Source organism: Streptosporangium sp. NBC_01469 (genome assembly GCF_036227305.1).
Taxonomy (GTDB): Bacteria; Actinomycetota; Actinomycetes; order Streptosporangiales; family Streptosporangiaceae; genus Streptosporangium.
Window position 1 is genome coordinate 2,470,366 of record NZ_CP109465.1, and the last position, 22,245, is coordinate 2,492,610.

The 22,245-nt window shown below is 71.3% G+C and carries 19 protein-coding genes; 10 read left to right on the forward strand and 9 right to left on the reverse strand.

Translation table 11 applies throughout. From position 1 onward, the window contains the following. Positions 1 to 103 precede the first annotated feature (103 nt). Positions 104 to 265, reverse strand: a complete 162-nt coding sequence (locus OG587_RS11270; protein ID WP_329089435.1) for a hypothetical protein — start codon at positions 263 to 265, stop codon at positions 104 to 106. A 364-nt stretch (positions 266 to 629) separates the two neighbouring features. Here OG587_RS11270 and deoC point away from each other — a divergent pair, with 364 nt between their 5' ends. The 3 genes from deoC to OG587_RS11285 all read left to right on the forward strand — a co-directional run bounded on the left by deoC (position 630) and on the right by OG587_RS11285 (position 4,231). Next, on the forward strand, positions 630 to 1,568 hold the full coding sequence (gene deoC / locus OG587_RS11275) for a deoxyribose-phosphate aldolase (RefSeq protein ID WP_329089438.1): 939 nt from the start codon (positions 630 to 632) through the stop codon (positions 1,566 to 1,568). Between the two features lie 9 nt (positions 1,569 to 1,577). Next, positions 1,578 to 3,005, forward strand: coding sequence for an aldehyde dehydrogenase family protein (locus OG587_RS11280; protein WP_329089439.1), 1,428 nt, complete (start codon positions 1,578 to 1,580; stop codon positions 3,003 to 3,005). A 182-nt stretch (positions 3,006 to 3,187) separates the two neighbouring features. Next, positions 3,188 to 4,231 carry an aldehyde dehydrogenase family protein gene (locus tag OG587_RS11285; RefSeq protein WP_329089442.1) on the forward strand — a complete coding sequence of 348 codons (1,044 nt, stop codon included), beginning with the start codon at positions 3,188 to 3,190 and terminating at the stop codon, positions 4,229 to 4,231. 295 nt (positions 4,232 to 4,526) lie between these two features. Here the strand turns inward: OG587_RS11285 and OG587_RS11290 are convergent, their stop codons facing one another. After that, entirely contained in the window at positions 4,527 to 5,933 is a 1,407-nt protein-coding gene (locus OG587_RS11290; protein WP_329089444.1) for an amidase, read from the reverse strand. 190 nt (positions 5,934 to 6,123) lie between these two features. Further along, positions 6,124 to 8,934 (reverse strand): ATP-dependent RNA helicase, encoded by a 2,811-nt coding sequence (locus tag OG587_RS11295; RefSeq protein WP_329089446.1) that lies wholly within the window; start codon positions 8,932 to 8,934, stop codon positions 6,124 to 6,126. Between the two features lie 661 nt (positions 8,935 to 9,595). On the opposite strand from OG587_RS11295, the gene OG587_RS11300 reads away from it, so the two are divergent. Next, positions 9,596 to 10,822: an extracellular catalytic domain type 1 short-chain-length polyhydroxyalkanoate depolymerase gene (locus OG587_RS11300; RefSeq protein WP_329089448.1), complete on the forward strand. Its 1,227-nt coding sequence runs from the start codon at positions 9,596 to 9,598 to the stop codon at positions 10,820 to 10,822. Positions 10,823 to 10,826: 4 nt separating this feature from the next. On the opposite strand, the gene OG587_RS11305 is transcribed toward OG587_RS11300, so the two are convergent. Further along, the gene (locus OG587_RS11305; RefSeq protein ID WP_329089450.1) at positions 10,827 to 11,069 is read right to left on the reverse strand and encodes a hypothetical protein; all 243 of its coding nucleotides are present in this window, start codon (positions 11,067 to 11,069) and stop codon (positions 10,827 to 10,829) included. A 79-nt stretch (positions 11,070 to 11,148) separates the two neighbouring features. Here OG587_RS11305 and OG587_RS11310 point away from each other — a divergent pair, with 79 nt between their 5' ends. Further along, positions 11,149 to 12,756, forward strand: coding sequence for a carboxylesterase/lipase family protein (locus tag OG587_RS11310; protein ID WP_329089452.1), 1,608 nt, complete (start codon positions 11,149 to 11,151; stop codon positions 12,754 to 12,756). A gap of 251 nt (positions 12,757 to 13,007) precedes the next feature. On the opposite strand, the gene OG587_RS11315 is transcribed toward OG587_RS11310, so the two are convergent. Next, a complete protein-coding gene (locus tag OG587_RS11315; protein ID WP_329089454.1) occupies positions 13,008 to 13,835 on the reverse strand; it encodes an undecaprenyl-diphosphate phosphatase in 828 nt (275 codons plus the stop codon). Positions 13,836 to 14,010: 175 nt separating this feature from the next. Here OG587_RS11315 and OG587_RS11320 point away from each other — a divergent pair, with 175 nt between their 5' ends. Both OG587_RS11320 and OG587_RS11325 read left to right on the forward strand, forming a co-directional pair. Further along, positions 14,011 to 14,502 (forward strand): SigE family RNA polymerase sigma factor, encoded by a 492-nt coding sequence (locus OG587_RS11320; RefSeq protein WP_329089456.1) that lies wholly within the window; start codon positions 14,011 to 14,013, stop codon positions 14,500 to 14,502. Further along, positions 14,499 to 15,275 carry a hypothetical protein gene (locus OG587_RS11325; protein ID WP_329089458.1) on the forward strand — a complete coding sequence of 259 codons (777 nt, stop codon included), beginning with the start codon at positions 14,499 to 14,501 and terminating at the stop codon, positions 15,273 to 15,275. Before OG587_RS11320 ends, OG587_RS11325 begins: the two co-directional genes overlap by 4 nt. 161 nt (positions 15,276 to 15,436) lie before the next feature. Here the strand turns inward: OG587_RS11325 and OG587_RS11330 are convergent, their stop codons facing one another. After that, the gene (locus tag OG587_RS11330) at positions 15,437 to 16,390 is read right to left on the reverse strand and encodes a hypothetical protein (protein WP_329089460.1); all 954 of its coding nucleotides are present in this window, start codon (positions 16,388 to 16,390) and stop codon (positions 15,437 to 15,439) included. After that, positions 16,390 to 16,995 carry a TetR family transcriptional regulator gene (locus OG587_RS11335; protein WP_329089462.1) on the reverse strand — a complete coding sequence of 202 codons (606 nt, stop codon included), beginning with the start codon at positions 16,993 to 16,995 and terminating at the stop codon, positions 16,390 to 16,392. The genes OG587_RS11330 and OG587_RS11335 overlap by 1 nt, the downstream gene beginning before the upstream one ends. A 152-nt stretch (positions 16,996 to 17,147) precedes the next feature. Here OG587_RS11335 and OG587_RS11340 point away from each other — a divergent pair, with 152 nt between their 5' ends. Beyond that, positions 17,148 to 17,780 (forward strand): mycothiol-dependent nitroreductase Rv2466c family protein, encoded by a 633-nt coding sequence (locus OG587_RS11340; RefSeq protein ID WP_329093817.1) that lies wholly within the window; start codon positions 17,148 to 17,150, stop codon positions 17,778 to 17,780. 238 nt (positions 17,781 to 18,018) lie between these two features. On the opposite strand, the gene OG587_RS11345 is transcribed toward OG587_RS11340, so the two are convergent. Together OG587_RS11345 and OG587_RS11350 are read right to left on the reverse strand one after the other, a co-directional pair. Beyond that, complete coding sequence (locus OG587_RS11345; RefSeq protein WP_329089464.1) at positions 18,019 to 19,524, reverse strand: M28 family metallopeptidase; 1,506 nt, start codon at positions 19,522 to 19,524, stop codon at positions 18,019 to 18,021. A 96-nt stretch (positions 19,525 to 19,620) separates the two neighbouring features. Next, a complete protein-coding gene (locus OG587_RS11350) occupies positions 19,621 to 21,183 on the reverse strand; it encodes a M28 family metallopeptidase (protein WP_329089467.1) in 1,563 nt (520 codons plus the stop codon). 215 nt (positions 21,184 to 21,398) lie between these two features. Between OG587_RS11350 and OG587_RS11355 the strand changes: the two genes are divergently transcribed. After that, a complete protein-coding gene (locus tag OG587_RS11355; protein ID WP_329089469.1) occupies positions 21,399 to 21,584 on the forward strand; it encodes a PspC domain-containing protein in 186 nt (61 codons plus the stop codon). 15 nt (positions 21,585 to 21,599) lie between these two features. After that, positions 21,600 to 22,238, forward strand: coding sequence for a lipoyl(octanoyl) transferase LipB (gene lipB / locus OG587_RS11360; RefSeq protein ID WP_329089471.1), 639 nt, complete (start codon positions 21,600 to 21,602; stop codon positions 22,236 to 22,238). Positions 22,239 to 22,245 lie beyond the last annotated feature (7 nt).

A 22,245-nucleotide genomic window follows, 5' to 3' on the forward strand; every position in this document is an offset into this window, starting at 1 on the left:
TTAAAGGTGTCATCTCCCTATTTTTCGCTCGGTGAAATCAGCGGTTAGGGAGGCTGTGAGGCCCGGCCGGGCAGATGGTGGCGGCCGGGCTCTCGGGGCGGGGTCATGCCGGGATGATCTTGCCGAAGAGGCCCCGGCGGCGCTTCTCGGGCGAGTGATCCTTCTTGTCCTCCTGTGCCTCACGGGCGAGGCGGTAGTTGTCGGCCTGCTCGCGAAGCTCGGTGGTCCGGTGGGCGATCATCTGAAGGTGGAGCTCGGGACCCATGAGGGTTCCTTCCTGGTGTGGCGCCTCGCGGCGCGCTTTCCTTACAGACTCAAGATTCGTCCTAAGACCCCCGGTCCCACATCGGGAGGATGTCCTATCTCCCGGACACTTCTCGCCCCGGCACTACCTAGGCCGTCCCTAGGCCGTCCCGGCGCACCTTAGACGGCCTCTTCGGGGGCGGTCCCGGCACCGCCCTCGGGAATGACTCCGCGTTACCGCCGGGCCTCCGCAGGACGGGGAGGGCCGGTGGTGTCCGCCCTCGCGCGGGCCGGTCGGCGGATGTTGACGAAAACCGACAAGGCGGCTGGGCAGGGTCCAGTTTGGAAGTAATCACACCAGTAGGCATGCTGGAGAGGTGTCAACTATGACGACCTCGCTCACCGACGTGGCAACGTCCAACGTCACGCTGCGAAGCTTCCTGCACGGCCTGCCCGGTGTCGACCGCGTGGGCGCCGACCAGCGCGCCGCGACGCTCGGCACCCGATCCATCAAGACCACCGCCAAGGCCCAGGCCATCGACCTCGCCATCGGCATGGTGGACCTGACGACCCTGGAGGGGGCCGACACCCCGGGTAAGGTCCGCGCGATGTGCGCCAAGGCGGTCCACCCCGACCCGGCCGACCCCTCCGTGCCCAAGGTGGCCGCGGTGTGCGTCTACCCCGACATGGTCGCCGGGGCCGCGGCGGCCCTGAAGGGTTCCGGCGTCAAGGTGGCCAGCGTCGCGACCGCCTTCCCCAGCGGACGCTCCTCGCTCGACGTCAAGATCGCCGACACCGCCTTCGCGGTGGCGGCCGGCGCCGACGAGATCGACATGGTCATCGACCGGGGCGCGTTCCTCGCGGGCGACTACCTCAAGGTCTTCGAGGAGATCGTCGCGATCAAGGCCGCGTGCGGCACCGCCCACCTGAAGGTGATCCTGGAGACCGGCGAGCTGTCCACGTACGACAACGTGCGCCGCGCGTCCTGGCTGGCCATGCTGGCCGGGGGCGACTTCATCAAGACCTCCACGGGAAAGGTGCAGCCCGCCGCGACCCTCCCCGTGACGCTGATCATGCTGGAGGCGGTCCGGGACTTCCTGGCCGTGACCGGCCGCAAGGTCGGGGTGAAGCCCGCGGGCGGCATCAAGACCACCAAGGACGCGATCAAGATGCTCGTCCTGGTCAACGAGACCGTCGGCGACGGCTGGCTCAGCCCCGACTGGTTCCGGCTCGGCGCCTCCAGCGTCCTCAACGACCTGCTGATGCAGCGCCAGAAGATGGCCACCGGCAGGTACGCGGGTCCCGACTACTTCACCCTCGACTAAGGCGTTCACATGTTTGAGTACGCACCGGCGCCCGAGTCGCGTGACGTCGTCGACATCAGGCCGTCCTACGGCCTGTTCATCGGCGGCGAGTGGGTCGACTCCCAGGGCGAGAACCGCAACAAGACCGTCAACCCGGCCTCGGAGGAGGTCCTGGCGGAGGTCGCCTGGGCCACGGAGGCCGATGTCGACCGGGCGGTCCAGGCCGCCCGCAAGGCGTTCGGCGTCTGGTCGGCGCTGCCCGGCTCCGAGCGGGCCAAGTACCTGTTCCGGATCGCGCGCATCATCCAGGAGCGCTCGCGCGAGCTGGCCGTGCTGGAGTCCCTGGACAACGGCAAGCCGATCCGCGAGTCCCGCGACGTGGACCTGCCCCTGGTGGCGGCTCACTTCTTCTACTACGCCGGCTGGGCCGACAAGCTCGGCTACGCGGGGTACGGCCCCGGCCCGCGCCCGCTCGGGGTGGCCGGCCAGGTCATCCCGTGGAACTTCCCGCTGCTCATGCTCGCGTGGAAGATCGCACCCGCGCTGGCCTGCGGCAACACGGTCGTTCTCAAGCCCGCGGAGACCACCCCGCTGACCGCGCTGCTGTTCGCGGAGATCTGCGCGCAGGCCGACCTGCCGCCCGGCGTGGTCAACATCGTGACCGGCGCGGGCGAGACCGGCGCAGCCCTGGTGAACCACCCCGACGTCGACAAGGTGGCCTTCACCGGCTCCACCGAGGTCGGCCGCCAGATCGCCAGGTCGGTCGCGGGCACCGGCAAGAAGGTCACCCTGGAGCTCGGCGGCAAGGCCGCGAACATCGTGTTCGAGGACGCCGCGCTCGACCAGGCCGTCGAGGGCATCGTCAACGGGATCTTCTTCAACCAGGGCCACGTCTGCTGCGCGGGCTCCCGGTTGCTGGTGCAGGAGTCGATCGAGACGGAGCTGCTCGACGCGCTGAAGCGGCGGCTCGGCACCCTCCGGCTGGGCGATCCGCTGGACAAGAACACCGACATCGGCGCGATCAACTCCGCGGCCCAGCTCGCCAAGATCCGCGAGCTGTCCGACCTGGGGGAGGCGGAGGGCGCCGAACGCTGGTCCCCGGCCTGCTCGCTGCCCGACAAGGGCTTCTGGTTCCCGCCGACCATCTTCACCGGCGTCGCCCAGTCGCACAGGATCGCCCGCGAGGAGGTCTTCGGCCCCGTCCTGTCCGTGCTGACCTTCCGCACCCCGGCCGAGGCGGTGGAGAAGGCCAACAACACCCCGTTCGGCCTGTCGGCGGGCGTGTGGACGGAGAAGGGCTCGCGCATCCTGTGGATGGCGGACAAGCTCCGCGCCGGCGTCGTCTGGGCCAACACCTTCAACCGGTTCGACCCCACCTCGCCGTTCGGCGGCTACAAGGAGTCCGGGTACGGGCGCGAGGGCGGACGGCACGGGCTGGAGGCGTATCTCGATGTGTGAGCATCACAGGGCCAAACGCCGCCCCCGCCGTGCCCAGAGCACCCGGGGCCACGGCTTCGCCCGCGCCGGACGGCCGATGCTGCGTGGCTGGTTCGCCCACCGATGCGGCGTGAGCCGCTGCGGTCAGATCTTCGTGCCGGCTCGGCTGGCGCAGCAGGAGAGCTCGTGGAGAGGGCTGGGAAATGACTAAGGCGGAGAAGCCGGGCAGGGCGAGGGCCGGCAAGCAGTCCGGCGGCCAGACGACCCGGCGGGCCGACGCCTCCGTGGACGCCGCGGCTCCGGCTGCCTCTGGGGAGACCGCAGTGGAATCAGTGGACCCGGTGGAGTCCGCGGACGGCGGTTCCGGCGTGGGCGAGACGGCCCCGGCCCGCGAGCGGGCGGCGCGGCTCGCCGTGCGCAAGACGTACAAGCTGTACATCGGCGGGGCGTTCCCGCGCTCCGAGAGCGGAAGGTCCTACGCCGTGGCCTCCTCCAGGGGCGACTTCCTCGCCAACGCGTCCAGGGCCTCCCGCAAGGACGCCCGCGACGCGGTGACGGCCGCGCGCAAGGCCTTCGGCGGCTGGTCGGGCGCCACGGCGTACAACCGGGGGCAGATCCTCTACCGCGTCGCCGAGATGCTGGAGGGCCGCCGGGCCCAGTTCACCGCCGAGCTGGCGGAGGCGGGGACGAAGAGGGCCGGGGAGGTCGTGGACGCGGCCGTCGACCGGCTGGTCTGGTACGCGGGGTGGTCCGACAAGATCGCTGCCGTCGCCGGATCCACCAACCCGGTCGCCGGGCCCTATTTCAACGTCTCCTCGCCGGAGCCGACAGGCGTGGTCGCGATGGTCGCCCCCGACGAGCCGCTGCTGGGGCTCGTCTCGGTGATCGCCCCGGTGATCGTCACGGGCAACACCTGCGTCGTGATCGCGAGCGAGCGCGCCCCGTTGCCCTCGATCACCCTGGCCGAGGTGCTCGCCACCTCGGACCTGCCCGGCGGGGTGGTGAACATCCTCACCGGCTCGGCCGCCGAGATCGCCCCCTGGCTGGCCGCGCACATGGACGTCAACGCCCTCGACCTCACCGGGGTCACCGACGAGGGCCTGGCGGTCGCGTGCGAGGCGGCGGCGGCGGAGAACCTCAAGCGCGTCTTCCGCCCCGCCGCGACCGACTGGTCCGCCGACCCCGGAACCAGGCGCCTGACGGCCTTCCTGGAGACCAAGACGGTCTGGCACCCCACCGGGGTCTGACCCGCCGGGTCCGACGCGCCCGGCCTGGTCCGTCCAGGCCGGCCCGTCCGTCCACCCGCCCAGGCCGGTCCGTCTGGCCTGATCCGTCTGGTCTGCCTGGTCCCGGTCTGGTCTAGTTCATCCGGTGCGTCTGGTCTGTCCGTCTGGCCTGGCCCGTCAGGTCCGTTCGGCCTGGTACGTCCAGGTCGGCAGGGCCGGTCCGGCATGCCCGCGCGGCGCGGGGTTCTTCCCGCCCGCGCGGCCTCGCCCTCGTTCCGCGTTCCGCGCTCCGGTGGATCGTCCGGGCGAGCGGCTGTCAGGCGAGCGGGGCGTGGCGGGTCCAGGGACGGGCGGCCTCCAGCTGGCCGGCCAGGGCCAGGAGCTGCGCCTCGCCGCCAGGGGCCGCGACGAGCTGGACACCGATCGGCGTGCCGCTGGAGTGCCTGCCGTACGGGACGTTCATGGCGGGCCAGCCGGCCATGTTCCACGCCGCGGTGGCGGGCGCGTACGTCAGGTTGGCGCGGACGTTGGCCAGGAGCCCCCGGCGGCCCCAGCGCTCGGCGGGCGGCGGTACGGCGGCGAGTGTCGGGGTGACGAGCACGTCGGCGTTGCCGAACCACTGGTCGGCGCCGTACGCGCGCCAGCGGTCGCGGCCCGTCGCGCCGTCCGCCCCGAACCTGGCGAGCAGCCGACCCGCCCTGGCCAGGGACCTGGTGCGCCGCTCCAGCCTGCGCGGGTCGAGGCCCTCGACGTCGCCCCTGGCACACGCGAACCAGGTGGCCATGGCGGCGGCGCCGATCCGGAGGGACATCCGCTCGGTGTGGTCCACCACGGTGTGCCCCGCCGCGCCCAGGACCTCCGCCGCCCCGGTCACCGCCCGCTGGAACTCGGTGTCCATCGAGAGACCCGGCGGCAGCGGCATCGGCGCGACCGCGATCCGCAGCCTCAGCGGCTCCGACAGGGTCAGCCCGCCCGGGTAGTCGTCGATGGCGCTGCCCACGCCGAGGGCCTCGCTCTCGCCGGGCGTCGCCAGCGACATGTCACCCGCCATGACGGCGAGGGCGAGGGCGAGGTCGGCGACGGTCGTGGCCAGCGGCCCGTTCTCCGACATCCGGTACCAGTCGTGCTCGGGCGGCGGGACCAGCCCCTGTCCCGGCTTGATCGAGACCAGGCCGCAGCAGGCCGCGGGGATGCGCAGCGAGCCCAGCCCGTCGGCGCCGTGGGCCAGCGGGACCATCCCCGCCGCCACGGCCGCCGCGCTCCCGCCGGAGGAGCCGCCGGGGGTGCGGCTCGGGTCCCACGGGTTGCGCGTGACGCCGTACACGCTGTCTGAGAAGCCGACCAGGCACAGCTCCGGCACGTTGGTGATGCCGACGACCACCGCGCCCGCCGCCCTGAGCCTGGCGACCACGGGGTGATCCTCGTCCGCGGGCACGTCGGGCGTCGCCGCGGAACCGTTGCGCGACGTCTCACCCCGGACCGCGACATTGTCCTTGATCGCGATCGGCACCCCGGCGAGCGGCAGCTCGGACAGGTTCTCCCGCTCCTGCAGGACCCGCGCCTCGGCCAGCGCCCGTTCGGCGAGGACCACGCGGAACGCCCCGACACGCCCGTCACGCTCGGCGATGGCGTCGAGGTGCTCGGCGACCACCACGGGTGCCGTGACCTTCCCCCGTCGCACGGCATCCGCGATCTCCACTGCGGAACTTCCCACCCACGACATGCACCGAGTGTGGTCCGGCGAATGCGTAAGGGGAAGCGTCCCACGTCTCAATCAGATGACTTGTCCGGCTCATCGGCGTTATCCCGCCCGGCCCGTCCGGGCCTTCGGAGCGCCGGGGTCAGCGGCGGTCGCGGTACACCAGCCGGTCGAACGTGAGGCGCATGCCGACCGGGCTCTCGGAGCGCCGGGGTCAGCGGCGGGGGTTGGTACGCCGGGTGGCGGTGGCCGACAGGGGATCGTCGGGCCAGGGATGCCTGGGGTAGCGCCCGCGGAGCTCGGCGCGGACCGCGCGGTAGCCCTCGCGCCAGAACGAGGCCAGGTCGGCGGTGACGGCGGCCGGGCGGCCCGCCGGGGAGAGCAGGTGGATCACCAGCGGAACCCCCGCGACGCGTGGGGCCTCGGCCCAGCCGAACAGTTCCTGCACCTTGGCCGCCAGCACCGGTTGCTCACCCGAGTAGTCGATCCTGATCCGCGACCCGCTCGGCACCTCGACCCGCTCCGGGGCCGTCTCCGCCAGCCGGGCGTTCCACGGGACCAGGCGGTGCAGCGCGGAGACCACGTCGAGGCGCTCCAGGTCGGACCGGCGGCGGGCCCGCGACAGCTCGGGCTCCAGCCAGCGGTCGGCCGCGCCGATCAGCGCGTCGTCGTCGGTCGCGGGCCACGGGTCGCCGAGCGTACGGCGGCAGAAGGCCAGCCGCTCGCGCAGGGCGACGGCCTCGGGCGTCCAGCGCAGGATCGACAGGCCCTCGGAACGCAGGCCCTCCAGGACGGCGGGCCGCACGTCGGCGCCGCGGAGCGCGCGGCTGGACAGCTCGATCGCGCCCAGCCGCTCCACCCGGCGCGCCGACACGTCGCCGCGCCGCTCTCCCGGCGGCACATGCCAGGTGATCTCCTCGGCGGAGCCGTAGAGGGAGGCCGCGGCGATCCTGGCGATCTCCTCGTCGATCACCACCGCCTGCCTGATCCTGGCGGACGCCGCTCCGGTGGGCCGGTCCGCGACCGCGATGGCCAGCCACTCCGCCGTGCCCAGCCGCGACCCGCGCGGCAGCTCCGCGGCCGTTCCCGAGGCCATCAGGTACGATCCGCCGCGCCGCCGCGCGACCCGCTCCGGGTAGGCCAGCGCCACGACCGTCCCGGCCACCGCGTCGTCACCGCCGACCATCCCGATCACCGCGCCGTCACCCCCGGCCGCCCCGGCGCTCCGGGGCGGGGCGCTGTCAACGCCGGCCGCCGCGCCCTCGCTCCTCGCGGCCTTGCTTCCGGCATCCCCCTTGCCCTGCCGGGCCGTGGCAGCGGGCTTCCGCCCCCGGCGCCGATCGGTTGCGGGCACGGCCCTGGCCAGGCGCCCCGCCTCCTGGCGCCACCGGGCGGAGAAGCCGTCACCGCCCTGGCGTGCGGAACGCCAGACCGCCACCAGGTCGTCGCCCGCGTCCCGGGGCAGCTGCTCCGACAGCAGCGCCACGACCTCGGCGGCCCGGGGCCCGGCGCCGATCCCGTCCGTGCCGGTGTCCGTGCCGGCGTCGATCAGGGCGCGCGCCAGGCGCGGATGGACCCCGACCCCGGCCATCCGCCGTCCCCGGTCGGTCACCCGGCCCGCGGGAAGGTCCTGCGAGTGCTCCGGCGAATACCCCGGCGCGTTCGGTGGCCGCGAGGTGCCGGGGGAGTCCAGGGCGCCCAGGGCGTACAGGGTGCGGCGGGCGGCGTCCATCGCGGCGGGTGGTGGCGCGTCGAGCAGGGCCAGGCCGGTGGCCGCGGGGTCGCCCCAGCAGGCGACCTGGAGGGCGAAGCCGGTCAGATCGGCGAGCGCGATCTCCGGTCGCGCGTGCTCGGGCAGCCGGTCGTGCTCGGCCCGCGACCAGCACCGGTAGACCACGCCCGGGGCCTCGCGGCCCGCCCGTCCCGCCCGCTGGGTGGCCGAGGCCCTGGACGCGCGGACGGTGGTGAGCGAGCCGAGACCTCGGGCGTGGTCGGTGCGGGGCTCCCTGGCCAGGCCGGAGTCGACCACGATCCGCACGCCCGGGACGGTCAGGCTCGACTCGGCGACCGAGGTGGCGAGCACCACCCTTCTCCCGTCGCCGGGGGACAGGACCGCGTCCTGGACGCGGGCCGGGGCCTGGCCGTGCACCTGGAGGACGTCGACACCGGGGAGCATCGCGGCCACCCGGCCGATCTCGCCGACGCCCGGCAGGAAGCAGAGCACGTCCCCCTCGTGCTCGGCCAGCGCACGCCGTACGACACCGGCGACGTGGGCCAGGAACGCCGGGTCGACCCGCATGCCGTGGGGCGGTGCGATGGTCCCGGCGGGCGGGGCCCAGACGGGCGTGACCGGGTGCATGGTGCCGGAGGCGTGCACGATCGGCGCGGGGTCGCCGGGGTCGCCGGGGTCGCCCGGGTCGCCCGGGTGGCCCAGGTCGCCGGGGTGGCCGGGGGCGTCGGATGGGGAGGATCCGCCGGGGGGCGGGGGAGCGGCGGGGGAGCCGAGAAGGCGGGCCCAGGGGGCGGCGTCGGCCGTGGCGGAGGTGGCGACGATCCGCAGGTCGGGGCGGAGCGCGGCGCGGACGTCCAGGAGGAAGGCCAGGGCGGTGTCGGCGTCCAGGTGGCGCTCGTGGCACTCGTCGAGCAGGACCGCGTCCACGCCTTCGAGCTCGGGGTCGCGCTGCAGCCGCTGCAGGAGGACTCCCGTGGTGACGACCTCGACGACCGTCCTCGGACCGACCTTGCGCTCGCCGCGTATCGAGAACCCGACCTCCGCGCCCACCTCGGACTCCAGCAGCCACGCCATCCGCCTCGCCGCCGCCCGTACCGCCATCCGCCTCGGCTCGGCCACGATCACCCGCTTCGGTGCCGAGCCGTCGAGGAGCCCGGCCAGCGCGAGCGGGACGAGCGTGGTCTTGCCGGTGCCCGGGGGAGCGGTGAGCACGGCGACGCCCCGCCCGTCCAGTGCCGCGAGCAACTCGGGCAGGGCGTGGCGTACGGGCAGGCCGGACCAGTCGGAACGCACCCGTCCAGTGTCCCCGAGTCCGGTACCGGGTGAGACGCGGTCCGAAACGGCCCATTCCGGACCCCACCCTCGTCCCGTGAGTGGTGCGTGACCGGCGGGGGCCGTTCCGGCATGGGCCGGTGACGATCGGGAGGTGACGGTGAGGGAATCCGTTGTCCGGGACACGACCAAGGGCTCTCGCTCGCGGTGGTGTCGTCGTGCCGGGCGGGGGAATGATCCCTCCGTGATCGGTCTGACCGCTATGTTCGTCGCCGCCGTGACCGCCTACCAACATGCCGCCCGGCTGCGGGCGGAAGACCGGCCGCCTCCCGCCGGAGCCGGAGCCGGGCTCGGGCTCGGAGCTGGACCCGGAGTCGGACTCGGAGCCGAAGTCGGAGCCGGACCCGAAGTCGGAACGGGAGTCGCTCCGGGGAGTGATGCCTCGCGGCGGTCGCCGAGGGGTCCCATGGAGGGCTTCCGCGCGGTTCGGGGAGGTCGGAAGGCCCGAAGAGCCGGAAAAGTTCGTGACGTTCGGGGAGGGAAAGCCCCGCCCGCCCCCGTGTGATCCATAACGCGGAGACGAAGAGTGTGTCTCGTGAACATGTCGAAGGGGTTACGGCGGTTTTAACGTGCGCTGGTAAGGGCCGGTGATACAGGTCACAAGGCCACGAAGGAGCACGTCATGGCCGCAACCTTTCCAGCGGGACTTCTCCGCACCCTCCGCATCCTCCTCACCCTGTCGCTCGGGCTGCTCGGATCACTCGGCGTGGCGACCGCGACGACGGCTCCCGCGCGGGCCGCGTCGCTCGTCCAGGTCGGCTCGTTCGGCAGCAATCCCGGCAACCTCACCATGTTCAGCTACCGTCCCGACGGGTCGACCGCCGGACGCCCGCTGGTGGTGCTGCTGCACGGCTGCACACAGAACGCGAGCGGCTACTTCGCCAACTCGGGATGGCGCAAGTACGCCGACCAGTCGGGATTCACCCTCGTGCTGCCGCAGACCGGCAGCGCGAACAACTCGTCGAGCTGCTTCAACTGGTTCGAGACCGGCGACACCACCCGGGGCCAGGGCGAGGCCGCCTCGATCCGCGCCATGGTCGCCTACGCGGTCTCCAACTACGGGACCGACCCGGCGCGCGTCTACGTCAGCGGGCTGTCGGCGGGCGGCGCCATGTCGGCGGTCATGCTCGCCACGTACCCGGACGTCTTCGCGGGCGGCTCGATCGGGGCGGGGCTCGCCTACCGGTGCGCCGCCAGCCTGCTCCAGGCCTCCACCTGCCAGTACGGTCCGGTCAGCAAGACCCCGCAGCAGTGGGGCGACCTGGTGCGCAACGCCCACTCCGGCTACTCGGGGCCGTATCCGCGCGTCGCGATCTGGCAGGGGCTGTCCGACTACACCGTCGTCCCGGCCAACGCGGCCCAGCTGCGCGACCAGTGGACGAATGTGCGGGGGGTCTCGCAGAGCCCCACCTCCACGCGGAGCCTCACCGGCGGCACCTCCCTGAAGGTGTACGGGAGCGACGCGGTGCGCGTGTACGAGATCACGGGCATGGGGCACGGCCTGCCGATCGATCCCGGCGGCGCCGCCGACCAGTGCGGCAGCGCGGCGGCGTACTTCCTCGACACCATCTGCTCGGCCTATCACGACGCGCAGTTCTTCGGCCTGACCGGTGGGACGCAGCCGACCCCGCCCCCGACCGCCACGCCGACCCCCACCCCGACGGTGCCCCAGACCTGCGTGCGGGCGAGCAACTACGCCCACACCACCGCCGGACGGGCCTACCAGTCCGGCGGCTACACCTACGCCAACGGGTCCAACAACGCCATGGGCCTGTGGAACACCATGGTCACGCACGGCCTCAGGCAGACCGGACCCAACCACTGGGTCCTCGCCGACAGCCAGTGCTGACGAGTCACCGGACGAGGGGAACCTGAGGGCGACCCGGCCGGCCGGTCCGGCCGGCCGGGTCGCGCAGCGGACGCAGGCCGCCGCCGGCCGGGACGCCGGCGCGGAAGCCGTGGCAGCCCGGTACGTCGAGGTTCGCGTGCCTGAGCGGGCGAAGCCGGGCGACGTCCTCGTCAGGGACGTCGTGCTCACACTGGTCAGCGGGCGGCACGCGCAACCGTGCGACGGCTGCGTCCGGATCCAGAGCCACTCCGAGAGGACATTTGTCCTGGGGTGCTCGGGATCGATGAATCTGCCGGAGCAGCCCGTCCATTGACAGCGTGGAGGGCATGAGACGGAAAGCGACGAGTGCCGCGGTGGCGGCGACGATGCTGGTGTCGGCGTGTGCGAGCGTGCCCGAGGGCCGGGCGCCGGAAAAGGCCGGCGAGACCTTGGTCCGGACGGACGCGGGAGCCGTACGGGGGACGGTGACGAGTGAGCACCGGATCTTCCAGGGGATTCCCTACGCGGCCCCGCCGGTGGGTGAGCTGCGGTGGAACTCGCCGGCGCCGGTGCGAGCCTGGACCGGGATCAGGGAGGCCACCAGGCCGGGCAGCGTGTGCCCGCAGGTGGGAAGTGACTACGCCAAGGTGACCGGCTCCGATGAGGACTGCCTGTTCCTCAACGTGACGGCGCCGCGCACGCCCGAAAAGAGCCGGCCGGTGATGGTGTGGATCCACGGCGACGGAGCCCTGGGCTCCGGCGACCTCAGCGACGTGCGCCGGATCGCCACCCGCGGGGATGTGGTGGTCGTCACGATCAACTACCGGCTCGGGGTGTTCGGCGGCTTCGGGTACCCGGGGCTTGGGGGATCGGGCACGTACGGTCTGCAGGACCAGCAGGCGGCTCTGCGCTGGGTTCGCCGCAATGCCGCCGCGTTCGGCGGGGATCCGGCGAACGTGACGGTGTTCGGCGTCTCGTGGGGCGCGCTGAGCATCAGCGGGCACCTGACCTCGCCGGGCGGCGGAGGGCTGTTCGACCGGGCCGTCATGCAGAGCGGCGAGGGCATGATGGACATGCTCGCAGGCAGCATGGGTGAGGGCGTTCCCGCCTACCCGTCCTACGCCTGGCGCACGGTGGCGGAGGTCGAGAAGATGGGAACGTATGTGGCCCCGCGGCTCGGCTGTAAGGATCTCCGCTGCCTGCGGGCCCTCCCGGTGAAGAAGATCCTCGAAGTGCCGCAGATCATGAACATGTTCCAGACATACGCCTACGGAAGCGAGACGCTGCCCAGATCGCCGTCCGCGGAGTTGCGGGCGGGTCGTTTCCACCGGGTTCCGGTGATCTCCGGGGCGACTCGCGACGAGCACCGGATCTTCGTCGGGTTGTTCCACGACGTGGCGGGCAGGCCGGTTACCACCGAGCAGTACGACAGGCTGCTGAAGACCGCGTTCGGCAAGGACGCGGCGAGGGTGCGCGCGCGGTATCCGGTAGCCCGGTACGGCTCGCCGGGGCTGGCGTGGGCCGCCGTGATCACCGACCGCATGTGGGCCAGGGCCACCTTCGAGCAGAACGAGCTGCTCAGCGGGAAGACACCAACGTACGCCTACCAGTTCGCCGACCGCCGAGCCCCGATGTTCCTGCCGTTGGGGACGGACTTTCCCTGGGGCGCCTACCATGCGGGCGACATGCCGTACCTGTTCGCCGAGAAGACGGTCACGTTCACCCCGGCCCAGCGGAGGCTGTCCGACCAGATGATCGCCTACTGGACCAACTTCGCCCGGACGGGTGATCCCAACGGAAAAGGGCTGCCTCGCTGGGAGCGCTTCGACCGTGCCCTCCCCGTCCCGCACACCCAGTCTTTGGAGCCGGACGCGATCAAATCGGTCGACTACGCCGCCGACCACAATCTCGGCTTCTGGCCGGCACCGGGCGTCGGATCCGCGCCAGGCTCGTGAGAACGCCAGGCCCGTGAGAACGCCAGGCTCGTGAGAACGCCAGGTGAGGGCGACACCCTCGTCGTACCGAGTCTGGACGGCCGGTCGCGCTCCCCGCGGGAGATGATCGTCATGGTGGCCGAACCACGACGGCGCGTCATCCGCCCAGCCGGGAGAAACCGCCGCGGTTTCTCCCACTCCTCCGCTGTCAGCTCATGGCGCCGGATCATGCCGGAGATGACGGCGGGCCTGGCTCACCCTGAAGGCACGGCCTAGGCCGAAGGGTCGAGGACCCCGAAGCTCACCAGGGCGATGATGATGATCCCGAGGGCGATCCGGTAGATCACGAAGCCGGTGAAGCGGTGGGTGCTGATGTACTTCAGGAACCACGAGACCGCCAGGTAGCCCACGATGAACGAGATCACGGTGGCCAGGATCGTGGGACCCCACTCGGGAGCCTTCCCCTCGCCGATCTTGAACAGCTGCAGGAAGCCCGCGCCCAGCACGGCCGGGATGGCGAGCAGGAAGGAGTACTTGGCGGCCTCCTCGCGGCGGTAGTCCAGCAGCAGGCCGGCGCTGATCGTGCCGCCGGAGCGGGACACGCCGGGGATCAGGGCGAGCGACTGGGCGAAGCCGTAGATCAGGGCGTGGGTGAAGCTGAGGTGCCGCTCCAGGGTGAGCCTGTTGCGCGCGGTGTGGTCGGCGAACCACAGGACCAGGCCGAAGACGATCAGCGTCGTGCCGATCAGGCGCAGGTCGCGGAAGGCGTTGTCGATGGAGTTCTCGAAGAGCAGGCCGAGCACCACGATCGGGATGGTTCCCACGATGACGTACCAGCCCATCCGGGCGGCGTAGTGGGCGCGCAGGTCGGGGGTCCACAGGGATCGCGTCCAGGTGGAGATGATCTCCCAGATCTCCTTGCGGAAGTAGATCACCACCGCGGCCTCGGTGCCGAGCTGGATGACCGCGGTGAACGCGGCCCCCGGGTCCTGCCAGCCGAAGAACGCCGACACGACCCTGATGTGGGCACTGGAGGAGATCGGCAGAAACTCCGTCAATCCCTGAATCAGTCCGAGGACCACCGCTTCGAACCAGCCCATCACATGAGCACCTTCCGTACCAGCGCGTGCGTAACCTACGCGAGGCTAGCGGAGCGGCGGGGCAACTGTGACCCGGCCGTTCGGCCGAGACCCGCCGGACTCTTTCCTGATCGGCTGTAAACCGGACCCACCCGCCAGGCGGTAGTCATCGTCGGAGCACCGAGGCGGAGGCACGATGACTGAGTTCGCGGAGTACGTCGAGCAGCGCTACGAGCGGCTGCGGAAAACGGCGTACCTCCTCACCAGGGACTGGGCGATCGCCGAGGACCTGGTGCAGACCGCGCTGGCCAGGGCCTGGCTCGCCTGGCGGCGGATCGACGGCGATCCCGACCCGTACGTCTACCGGATCATCGCCAACACCCACGCCTCCTGGTGGCGGCGGAGCTGGCGGCGGGAGATCCCGACGGGAGAACTGCCCGACCGGGCGGACGGACGGGACTTCACGAGCGACGTCGGCGACCGGGACGCGCTGTGGACGGCGATCGGCACCCTGTCGGGGCGCCAGCGCGCGGTGATCGTCCTGCACTACTTCGAGCACATGCCGCTGACCCAGGTGGCGGGGGTGCTCGAATGCTCGGTCGGGACGGTGAAGAGCCAGCTCAACAGGGCTCTCACCCGGCTCAGGGTGGATAAGGGGATCCAGGCGACGACGGGAGTACGGCGATGAGCAGCACCGAGAACGACCTCAGGACGCTCCTGGAGGAGCGCGGCGCGGGTGGTGGCGGGGGCACCGCCCAGCTGGAGGCGATCCTTGCCAGGGGCCGGGAGATCCGGCGGCGGCGCGCGGTGGCCACGGCCGCGGCGATCGTCACCGCCGGGGCGCTGGCGGTCGCCGTGGTGGCGCCGTCGCTGTCCGCCGGGGACCGGGGAGAGGCGCCGATCGTGGCCGTCGCCGCCGACCCCCCGCCCGTTCCCGGCAAGGACCTCCCCGCGACCGTCAAGGACGTCTTGAACAAGGAAGTGCGGCTGCTCCAGACGTACCGGGGGAAGACCTTGGGATCGCGGCGCATCGTGAAGTTCACGCCGACCAGCACCTTCACCGGATTCCGGGTCGTCTGTGAGGACCCGAGGGCGATGGTGGTCACGATGAGCGGGATGGGGAGGTACCGCTCGGGCTCGGCCGGCGAATGCGGCAAGGACCTGCCGGGACTGTCCATACAGAAAAACGAGCGGTCGCTGCTCGCCGACTGGACGTCGAACCAGCAGAGCATGACGATCTGGGTTCTTCCCCCCGCACCGCCCATCTCCCGTGAGGCAATGCAAAACCTGAAATGTCCGGAAAAGGAAACGGAGAAAACGGGGATGTGCGGCGGGCAGTACGTCACCGGGGCTCTGGTGAACCCGAGGACAGCCGAGCGGGTGATCGAGCGGGTTGCTGCGAAGGTGGGCACCAAACCCGGCCGCTGGGCGATCGGCGTATACGACCGCCCGTCCTCCTGACCTGGGCTCTCGCCCTCGAAACGACCAGGGCCCTCGCCTTCGAAGCGGCCTGGGCTCTCGCCCTCGGAACGACTTGGGCCCTCGCCTTCGAAGCGGCCTGGGCTCTCACCCTCGGAACGACCTGGGCTCTCGCCCTCGAAACGGCCAGGGTCGAGATCTCGTCAGACGGCTCGGCCGCGGGCGTACCTGGCCGCCATCGTGTGGAAGACCTTCTTCGGCGCCCAGCGCTCCCGGTCGAGCATCCTGACCACGCCGTAGGAGGCGACGTCCCTGTCCCCGATGTGGCTGAAGCCCGCGAAGGTGAACCAGAGCGCGGTGTCCACCCCCTCCTTCTCGAAGACGTCCAGCAGCTCGGTGAGGTAGCGGACCTGCTCGCCCTCGTCCCGTACGGCGTCCTCGGGCGGCTGCCAGGCCATGCCGCCACGCTCGCCCGCGCCCCGGTAGGCGCAGGTGCCGAACTCGGTCACCGCGACCGGCTTGCCGTGTTCGAAGTGGCGGCGCAGCTCCTCCGAGAAGGTGTCGGCGTTGTAGGCGGCCCGGTAGGCGTCGACGCCGACGATGTCGAACGGGGCCCAGTCGACGGACGACTCCCAGGGGGCCGACGCGTAGGTGACCGGGCCGCCGAAGCGGGTCCTGACGACGCCCGCGCTCTCGGCGAGGAAGCCGTTGAGCCGTTCCAGGACGGGGCCGAGCGATTGCCACCACTCGATGTCGGCGCCCGCCATCGCCGTCATGCGGTCGTGGTACGTGGCGCCGGGGATGAAACCGGCGCCGAACGCGCTGATCTCGCACCCGGTCACGAACACCACCTCGGCCCCGCCGCGTCGTACGGCCTCGGCCCGCTCCGCGCAGTCGGCGAAGGTCGAGAGCATCGCCTCCGGCGGGAGATCGACGGGGAAGGGGGCGAACCAGATCTCGAGCCCCTCCGCCGCGGCGTGCCCGGCGGCGACGCTCAGCCGCGCGGGATCGCCACCGGAGATCCGTACGGTGTCGCAGTGCAGCTTGTTGGCGATGACGTCCATGTCGCGCCGGACGGCATCGGGGTCGAACACCTTGCGGGTCGTGCTCTCACCGGGGAGGAACCCGGTGTCGTAGTTAATCCCTTTCGCGCGCATTACTCTCCCGATTGGTCGAGACCGTTTTCCAGTAGATCGAAGGCGAGTTCGACGTCCCCGCAGAGGCGGCGGCCCGCCTCGTCCAGCGAGGCGCCGGAGACCAGGTGGCGGAAGAACCGCTCCTGGAGGGTGAGCACGGAAGCGGTGATCTGGGCGGCCATCAGGGCGGCCGTCAGCTCGTCGCGTTCTTCGGCGAGCACCCGCGCCAGCGCCTCGCGCTGACCGTGGAGCAGGTCGTTCGCGCCGCTGCTGAGCGTGGGGCTGGCGAAGATCACCCGCATCTGGATGATCAAGGTGTCCCTGTCCATCGCCTCCGCGGGCTCGGTGGCGAACCCGCGGTAGTACTCCCGCAGCGCCTCCAGCGGCGACCGCCCGGGTGGCCGCGCGGCGACGATCCCCGCCAGGTCCTCCTGGCCCACGTCACGCAGGACGAGTGACTCCTTGGTCGGGAAGTATTTGAACAGCGTCACCTTCGCCACCTCGGCGGCCTCGGCGATCTCGTTCACGGTCACCGCGTCGAAGCCCCGCTCGGCGAACAGCCGCAGCGCCACCGCGGCGATCCGCCGTTGGGTCTGTTCCTTCTTCCGCTCCCGCAGTCCTGCCATGCGAGAATCATAAATATGAACCGGGTTCAAAAGCAAACCCGGTTCATATTTTTACGAGGGGAGGGGAGAGTCGGGTTGGCTCCGGCGCGCGGTTCGGCGAAGGTGGCACAGTGCTCGGGCGCTGCCCGGGGACGACGATCGGAGAGCTGGGGATGACGATCAAGACGATCGCGGACTTCTGGTTCGACCCCTCCTGCCCGTACACCTGGATCACCTCCCGGTGGCTGGTGGAGGTGGAGAGGGTGCGGCCGGTCGAGGTGCGCTGGCACGTGATGAGCCTGTCGGTGCTCAACGAGGGCCGCGACGAGGACCCCGAGGGTGACACGGAGGGGTACCTCTGGGTGCCCGTGCGCGTCTGCATGGCCGTGCAGCAGGAGTACGGGCAGGAGGCGCTCGGGAGGCTCTACACGGCGATGTGGACCGTCGGACGCGCTCGCGGTGAGGACTGGGCCGGTTCCCTCCACGACTCCCTGGTCGCCGCGGACCTGCCGCCGGAGCTGGCCGAGGCCGGCACGTCGACGGCCTACGACGAGGCAATACGCGCCTCGCACGCGGAGGGCATCGGCCTGATCGGCGAGCACGTCGGCACCCCGGTGGTCGCCGCCACCGGCCCCGACACCGGTGGCGAGCGCGTGGTGTTCTTCGGCCCGGTGATCTCCCGGATCCCCGAGGGCGAGCGGGCGGGCCGCCTGTGGGACGGGACGCTGCTGGTGGCCGGGACCCCGGGCTTCCACGAGCTCAAGGGGACCTCGCACGAGGAGCCCCGGCTCGACGATCCGAGCTGACGGGCCGCAGGTCCGAGAACGGTCTTTCCGAGGGATCTTTCCGCGGCGAGGGGGGCTTCAGGGGGCTTTACGCGGCGCGAACGGTCTTTCCGAGAGCGGTCTTTCCGAGACGAGAGGTCTTTCCGAGAGGGGTGCGACCCGCGTGGCGGGCCGTCCGGAGGGGGTCCGGACGGCCCGTGGAGGGGGAAGGCGCGGGCCGCACCCGGTCTCGTCTACTGCCGCCGGTTCACCGTCCCGCTCACTGGCGGGTCAGCTTGACGTCGTCCACCCCGGCCTCGACCAGGGAGGCGCCGGAGGCGTCACCGGCCTCGACCAGGATCCGGACGCTCTGCCCCGCGAAGGCGGAGACGTCGACGTCGGCCGCGCCCCAGGCACCGTTGCGGTTGGAGGCCGCGCCGAGCTGCTGGAACACCTGGGTGGTGGTGGAGCCGACGACCTTCACCCGAAGGAAGTCGGCGCTGGAGGCGTTGGAACCGTGCGCGAGATACCAGGAGAACGCGAGCTTGAGCGTTCCCGTCGACGGCAGGGTGACGGCCGGCGACCGTACGCTGGTGATGCCTCCGTCGAGGTCGTAATCGCCCGCCGCGGCGCCCGCGAGCCTGCCGGTGACCAGGTCGTTGGTACCGCTGACGGTGGTGCCGAGCTGCTTGGCGCCGCTGGAGGTGGTGGCCTCGGGGTCACCGCGCTCCCACAGGCCGAGCGTGGCGGTGTCGGTCCCCGAGGGGTTCACCGTCCAGCCGGTCGCGGTCTCGAAGGTGTCCTGCCAGACGACCGTCGGAGGTACGGCGGTCGCGGTCGTCCACACCGCGTAGGCGATGGCGTCGGCGTTGCGGTTCAGCGCGGTGTCGTTGATGTTGGACGTGGTGTCGCACGCCCGGTGGTAGCAGGGATCGAACGCCTGCCCCGCCGTACCGCCCCAGAGGGTGGCCTGGGCGCTGGACTTGACGCCCTCGGCGCCGGTGAAGGTGCCGCCCGCGGGGATGCCGACGGCGATGAACGGCCCGTAGTCGGAGCGGCCGTCGAAGTCGGTGCCCCGGGTGGCCACGCCGATCGAGGTGAAGTACGCCTGGAGCGTCGACTCCAGCTGCGCCGAACCCGCCGGGCCGGGGCCCGAGCCGACGCCGTCGGAGTTGTCGCCGTCGTAGACGAAGTAACCGGCGTTGGGCGAGCCGACCATGTCGAAGTTGTAGTAGCCCTTGACCTTGGCCCGCTCGGCGGCCGGGAGGTTGTTCACGTAGTACTGGGAGCCGCGCAGGCCCAGCTCCTCCGCGCCCCACCAGGCGAAGCGGAGGTGCTTGGTGGGTGCCAGCGACTGGCGGGAGACCTCGAGGGCGGTCTCCAGGATGGCGGCGCTGCCGGAGCCGTTGTCGTTGATGCCGGGCCCGGCGGTCACGCTGTCGAGGTGGGCGCCGACCATGAGGATGTCGTTCGGGTCGCCGCCCGGCCAGTCGGCGATGACGTTGTAGCCGGTCGCGCCGTTGTAGGTGAACGACTGCAGGGAGGTGGTGAATCCCGCGCCGTCCAGCAGGCCCTTGACATAGTTGGCCGAGGCCAGGTAGCCGGGGCGGCCGTGGGCGCGGTTGCCGCCGTTGGCGGTGGCGATGGACTGGAGCTGGGTGAGGTGTGCCTTCACGGCGGTCAGGGAGATGTCCGGTGGGACGGCGGCCGACGCCGATGGTGCGGTGAACGCCAACGGGATGGCCAGGATCGCCGCCATGCCCATGGTCCACAGACTGCGCATCATGCTCCTCGGGTTTGAGGGTGTGTGGTTCCCCCGAGCGGCGCGCACCCGTGGCGGGTGCGCGCCGTACAGCGTGGTGGTGCGCTTGCGGAGCGGTCCCTAGCGGGCGGCGCCCTCGGGTGCCGCCGCGGACTTCGCGGCGGACTTGGCGAGTGCCGCGTTGCGGTCGGGAATGCCGGTCAGGTCGTAGGCGAAGAACGCGGTGGAGTAGCCCACGGCCTTGGAGTTGCGCTCGAGCGCGGCGGCGTTGATGTTGTTGATGCCGTCGCAGGCGGCGTGGTAGCAGGGGTCGTAGGCGAGGCCCGCGGTCCCGCCGAACTTGGCGGCCTGCTCGGGGGTCTTGATGCCTTCGGCGCCGGTGAAGATGCCGCCGGCCGGGATGCCGTTGGCGATGAACGCGCCGTAGTCGGAGCGGCCGGTGAAGTCGGTGCCCTCGAAGGGCAGGCTGCGCTTGGCGTAGAACGCCTCGAGACGCTTCTCGATCTCGGGCGATCCGGCCGGGCCCGCGGGGGCGCCCTCGGCGTCGGAGTCGTCACCGTCGTACAGGAAGGTGCCGTCGTTCGGCGAGGCGATCATGTCGAAGTTCAGGTAGAGCCTGATCTTGTCCTTCTCGGCCTGCGACAGGCTCGCGACGTACTGGTCGGAGCCGAGCAGACCCAGCTCCTCGGCGCCCCACCAGGCGAAGCGCACCTTGTACTTGGTCGGCACGTGAGCCAGCTTCAGCGCGGTCTCCAGGACGGCGGCGCTGCCGGAACCGTTGTCGTTGATGCCGGCGCCCTCGGGCACGCCGTCCAGGTGGGCGCCGACCGCCACGATCTCGCCGGACTTGCCCCAGCGGGAGTCGGCGATCAGGTTCTTGGTACGGCCGACCTCGGTCTCGGCGTCGACCTTCAGGTGGACGGTGGTGTTCGGGCTGTCGGCCAGGTCCAGGCCGACGGCCGTGCTCGCCATCACGATGGGGAAGCCGAAGCGCCACTCGACGATGTCGAAGACGAGCGGGTCGGTACGGCCGGGCTGGCCCTCGTTGAAGAAGATCACACCGGCCGCGCCGGCGGCCTTGGCGTTGGTGGCCTTGTCGACGAACGGGCAGGTGCCGCGCTGGATCAGCGCGATCCGGCCGGGGACGAACCCGGCGAAGTCGGAGGTCTCACAACCCGCCGTCGAGGTGTTCGCGACCGGCGCCGGCGGGATGACGGCGTCGACGACCTGGACCTGCGCGGTGACGTCGCCTCCGCTGGAGGAGATCACGGTCACGAAGTCGGCCGGGTTGGCGTAGGTCTTCGCCTCGGGGGCCGTCTGCTGCAGGACGGAGGGGCTCGCCTCCTCCCAACCCAGCGGGAACTCGACATCGGTCGTGGAGGTCTTGTACCCGGCCTTGCGCAGCTTGTCCTGCACGTAGGCCAGGGAGGCGTCGTAACCGGGCGTACCCGCGGCGCGGTTGCCGCCGTTGGCGGTCGCGATCTGCTGGAACTTGTCCAGGTGCTTCTTGACGTTACTGCCCTTGATCTGTGTCGCGAACACGTTGGCGAGGACGTCGGTGACGCCGGGTGACGTGGTGGTCGCGATGGTCGCGCTCGCCGGGACGGTGAGGGCGAGAGGGAGGGCGATGGCCGTGACCAGGGTGGCGGCCTGGACCATGCTGCGTCGTAACCTCAGGCGCATAGCGCTCCTCGGGGTGGAACGGAGGGGGATCCCCTATTACGTACATGGCGGAACGTACCGTGATCAACAGGTTTCGCCTAGATGCGTCATCGCTCAGGTGCACGAAAAGTTATCAAGCCGACCCTGACAGGGTTTTCTCAGGGGTGTCTCGGGAACGGGTGGGTTCCGGTCGTTCGTTTGAAGAGACGAAGAACACCGATTCGGGGAGAGGTACCGTGCACCGTTCGAGAAACCACAAGATAGTCGCCGGAGTCTGCGGCGGGATCGCGGAGAGCCTCAACCTGCCGCCCACCCTTGTCCGGGTGTTCTGGCTGCTGCTCTCGCTCATCCCGGGACCCCTGTGGGTCGCCTACGTGCTCATGTGGATCTTCGTCCCCAAGGCGCCGGCGGTCCGATACTGAAAATAGGCTGGGGGCATGAGGCGACGTCCACTGTCCCTGGTCCAGGACGACCTGGTCGACTACGAGAAGGCGATGGAGCGGATGACCGACCTGGTCGGTCGGCGGCAGCGCGACGAGCGCTCCGACACGCTCTGGTTGCTCAGCCACCCGCAGGTGTACACCGTGGGCAGGCGAACCCCTGAGCAGCACCTGCCCGACCCCGCTCACGGCATCCCGGTCGTGAGCACGGGTCGCGGCGGGCAGCTCACCTACCACGGCCCCGGCCAGCTGGTCGGATACCTGATCGTCAAGCTCGGCGAGGACGAGGGGATCGTCGACTACGTCCGCGAGGTCGAGCTGAGGCTCGTCGCCGCGCTCGGCGCGCTGGGCGTCCCGGCCGAGCGCCGCGACACCCCGCCGGGCTCGGAGCTGCTGACCGGCGTGTGGACGATCGAGACGGGACGAAAGATCGTCTCGATCGGCATGCGGCAGAGCCGGGGCGTCACCAGCCACGGGTTCGCCCTCAACGTCGACGGCGACCTCACCCCGTGGGGCTGGGCGGTGGCCTGCGGCATGCCCGACGTCGACATGACGTCCATGGGCCGGGAGGCCCCCGCCGCCGCCGCGATGGACCGGGTCCGTGCCGCGGTGGCGGAGGCCTTCGAGGCGAGCTGACCGGTTT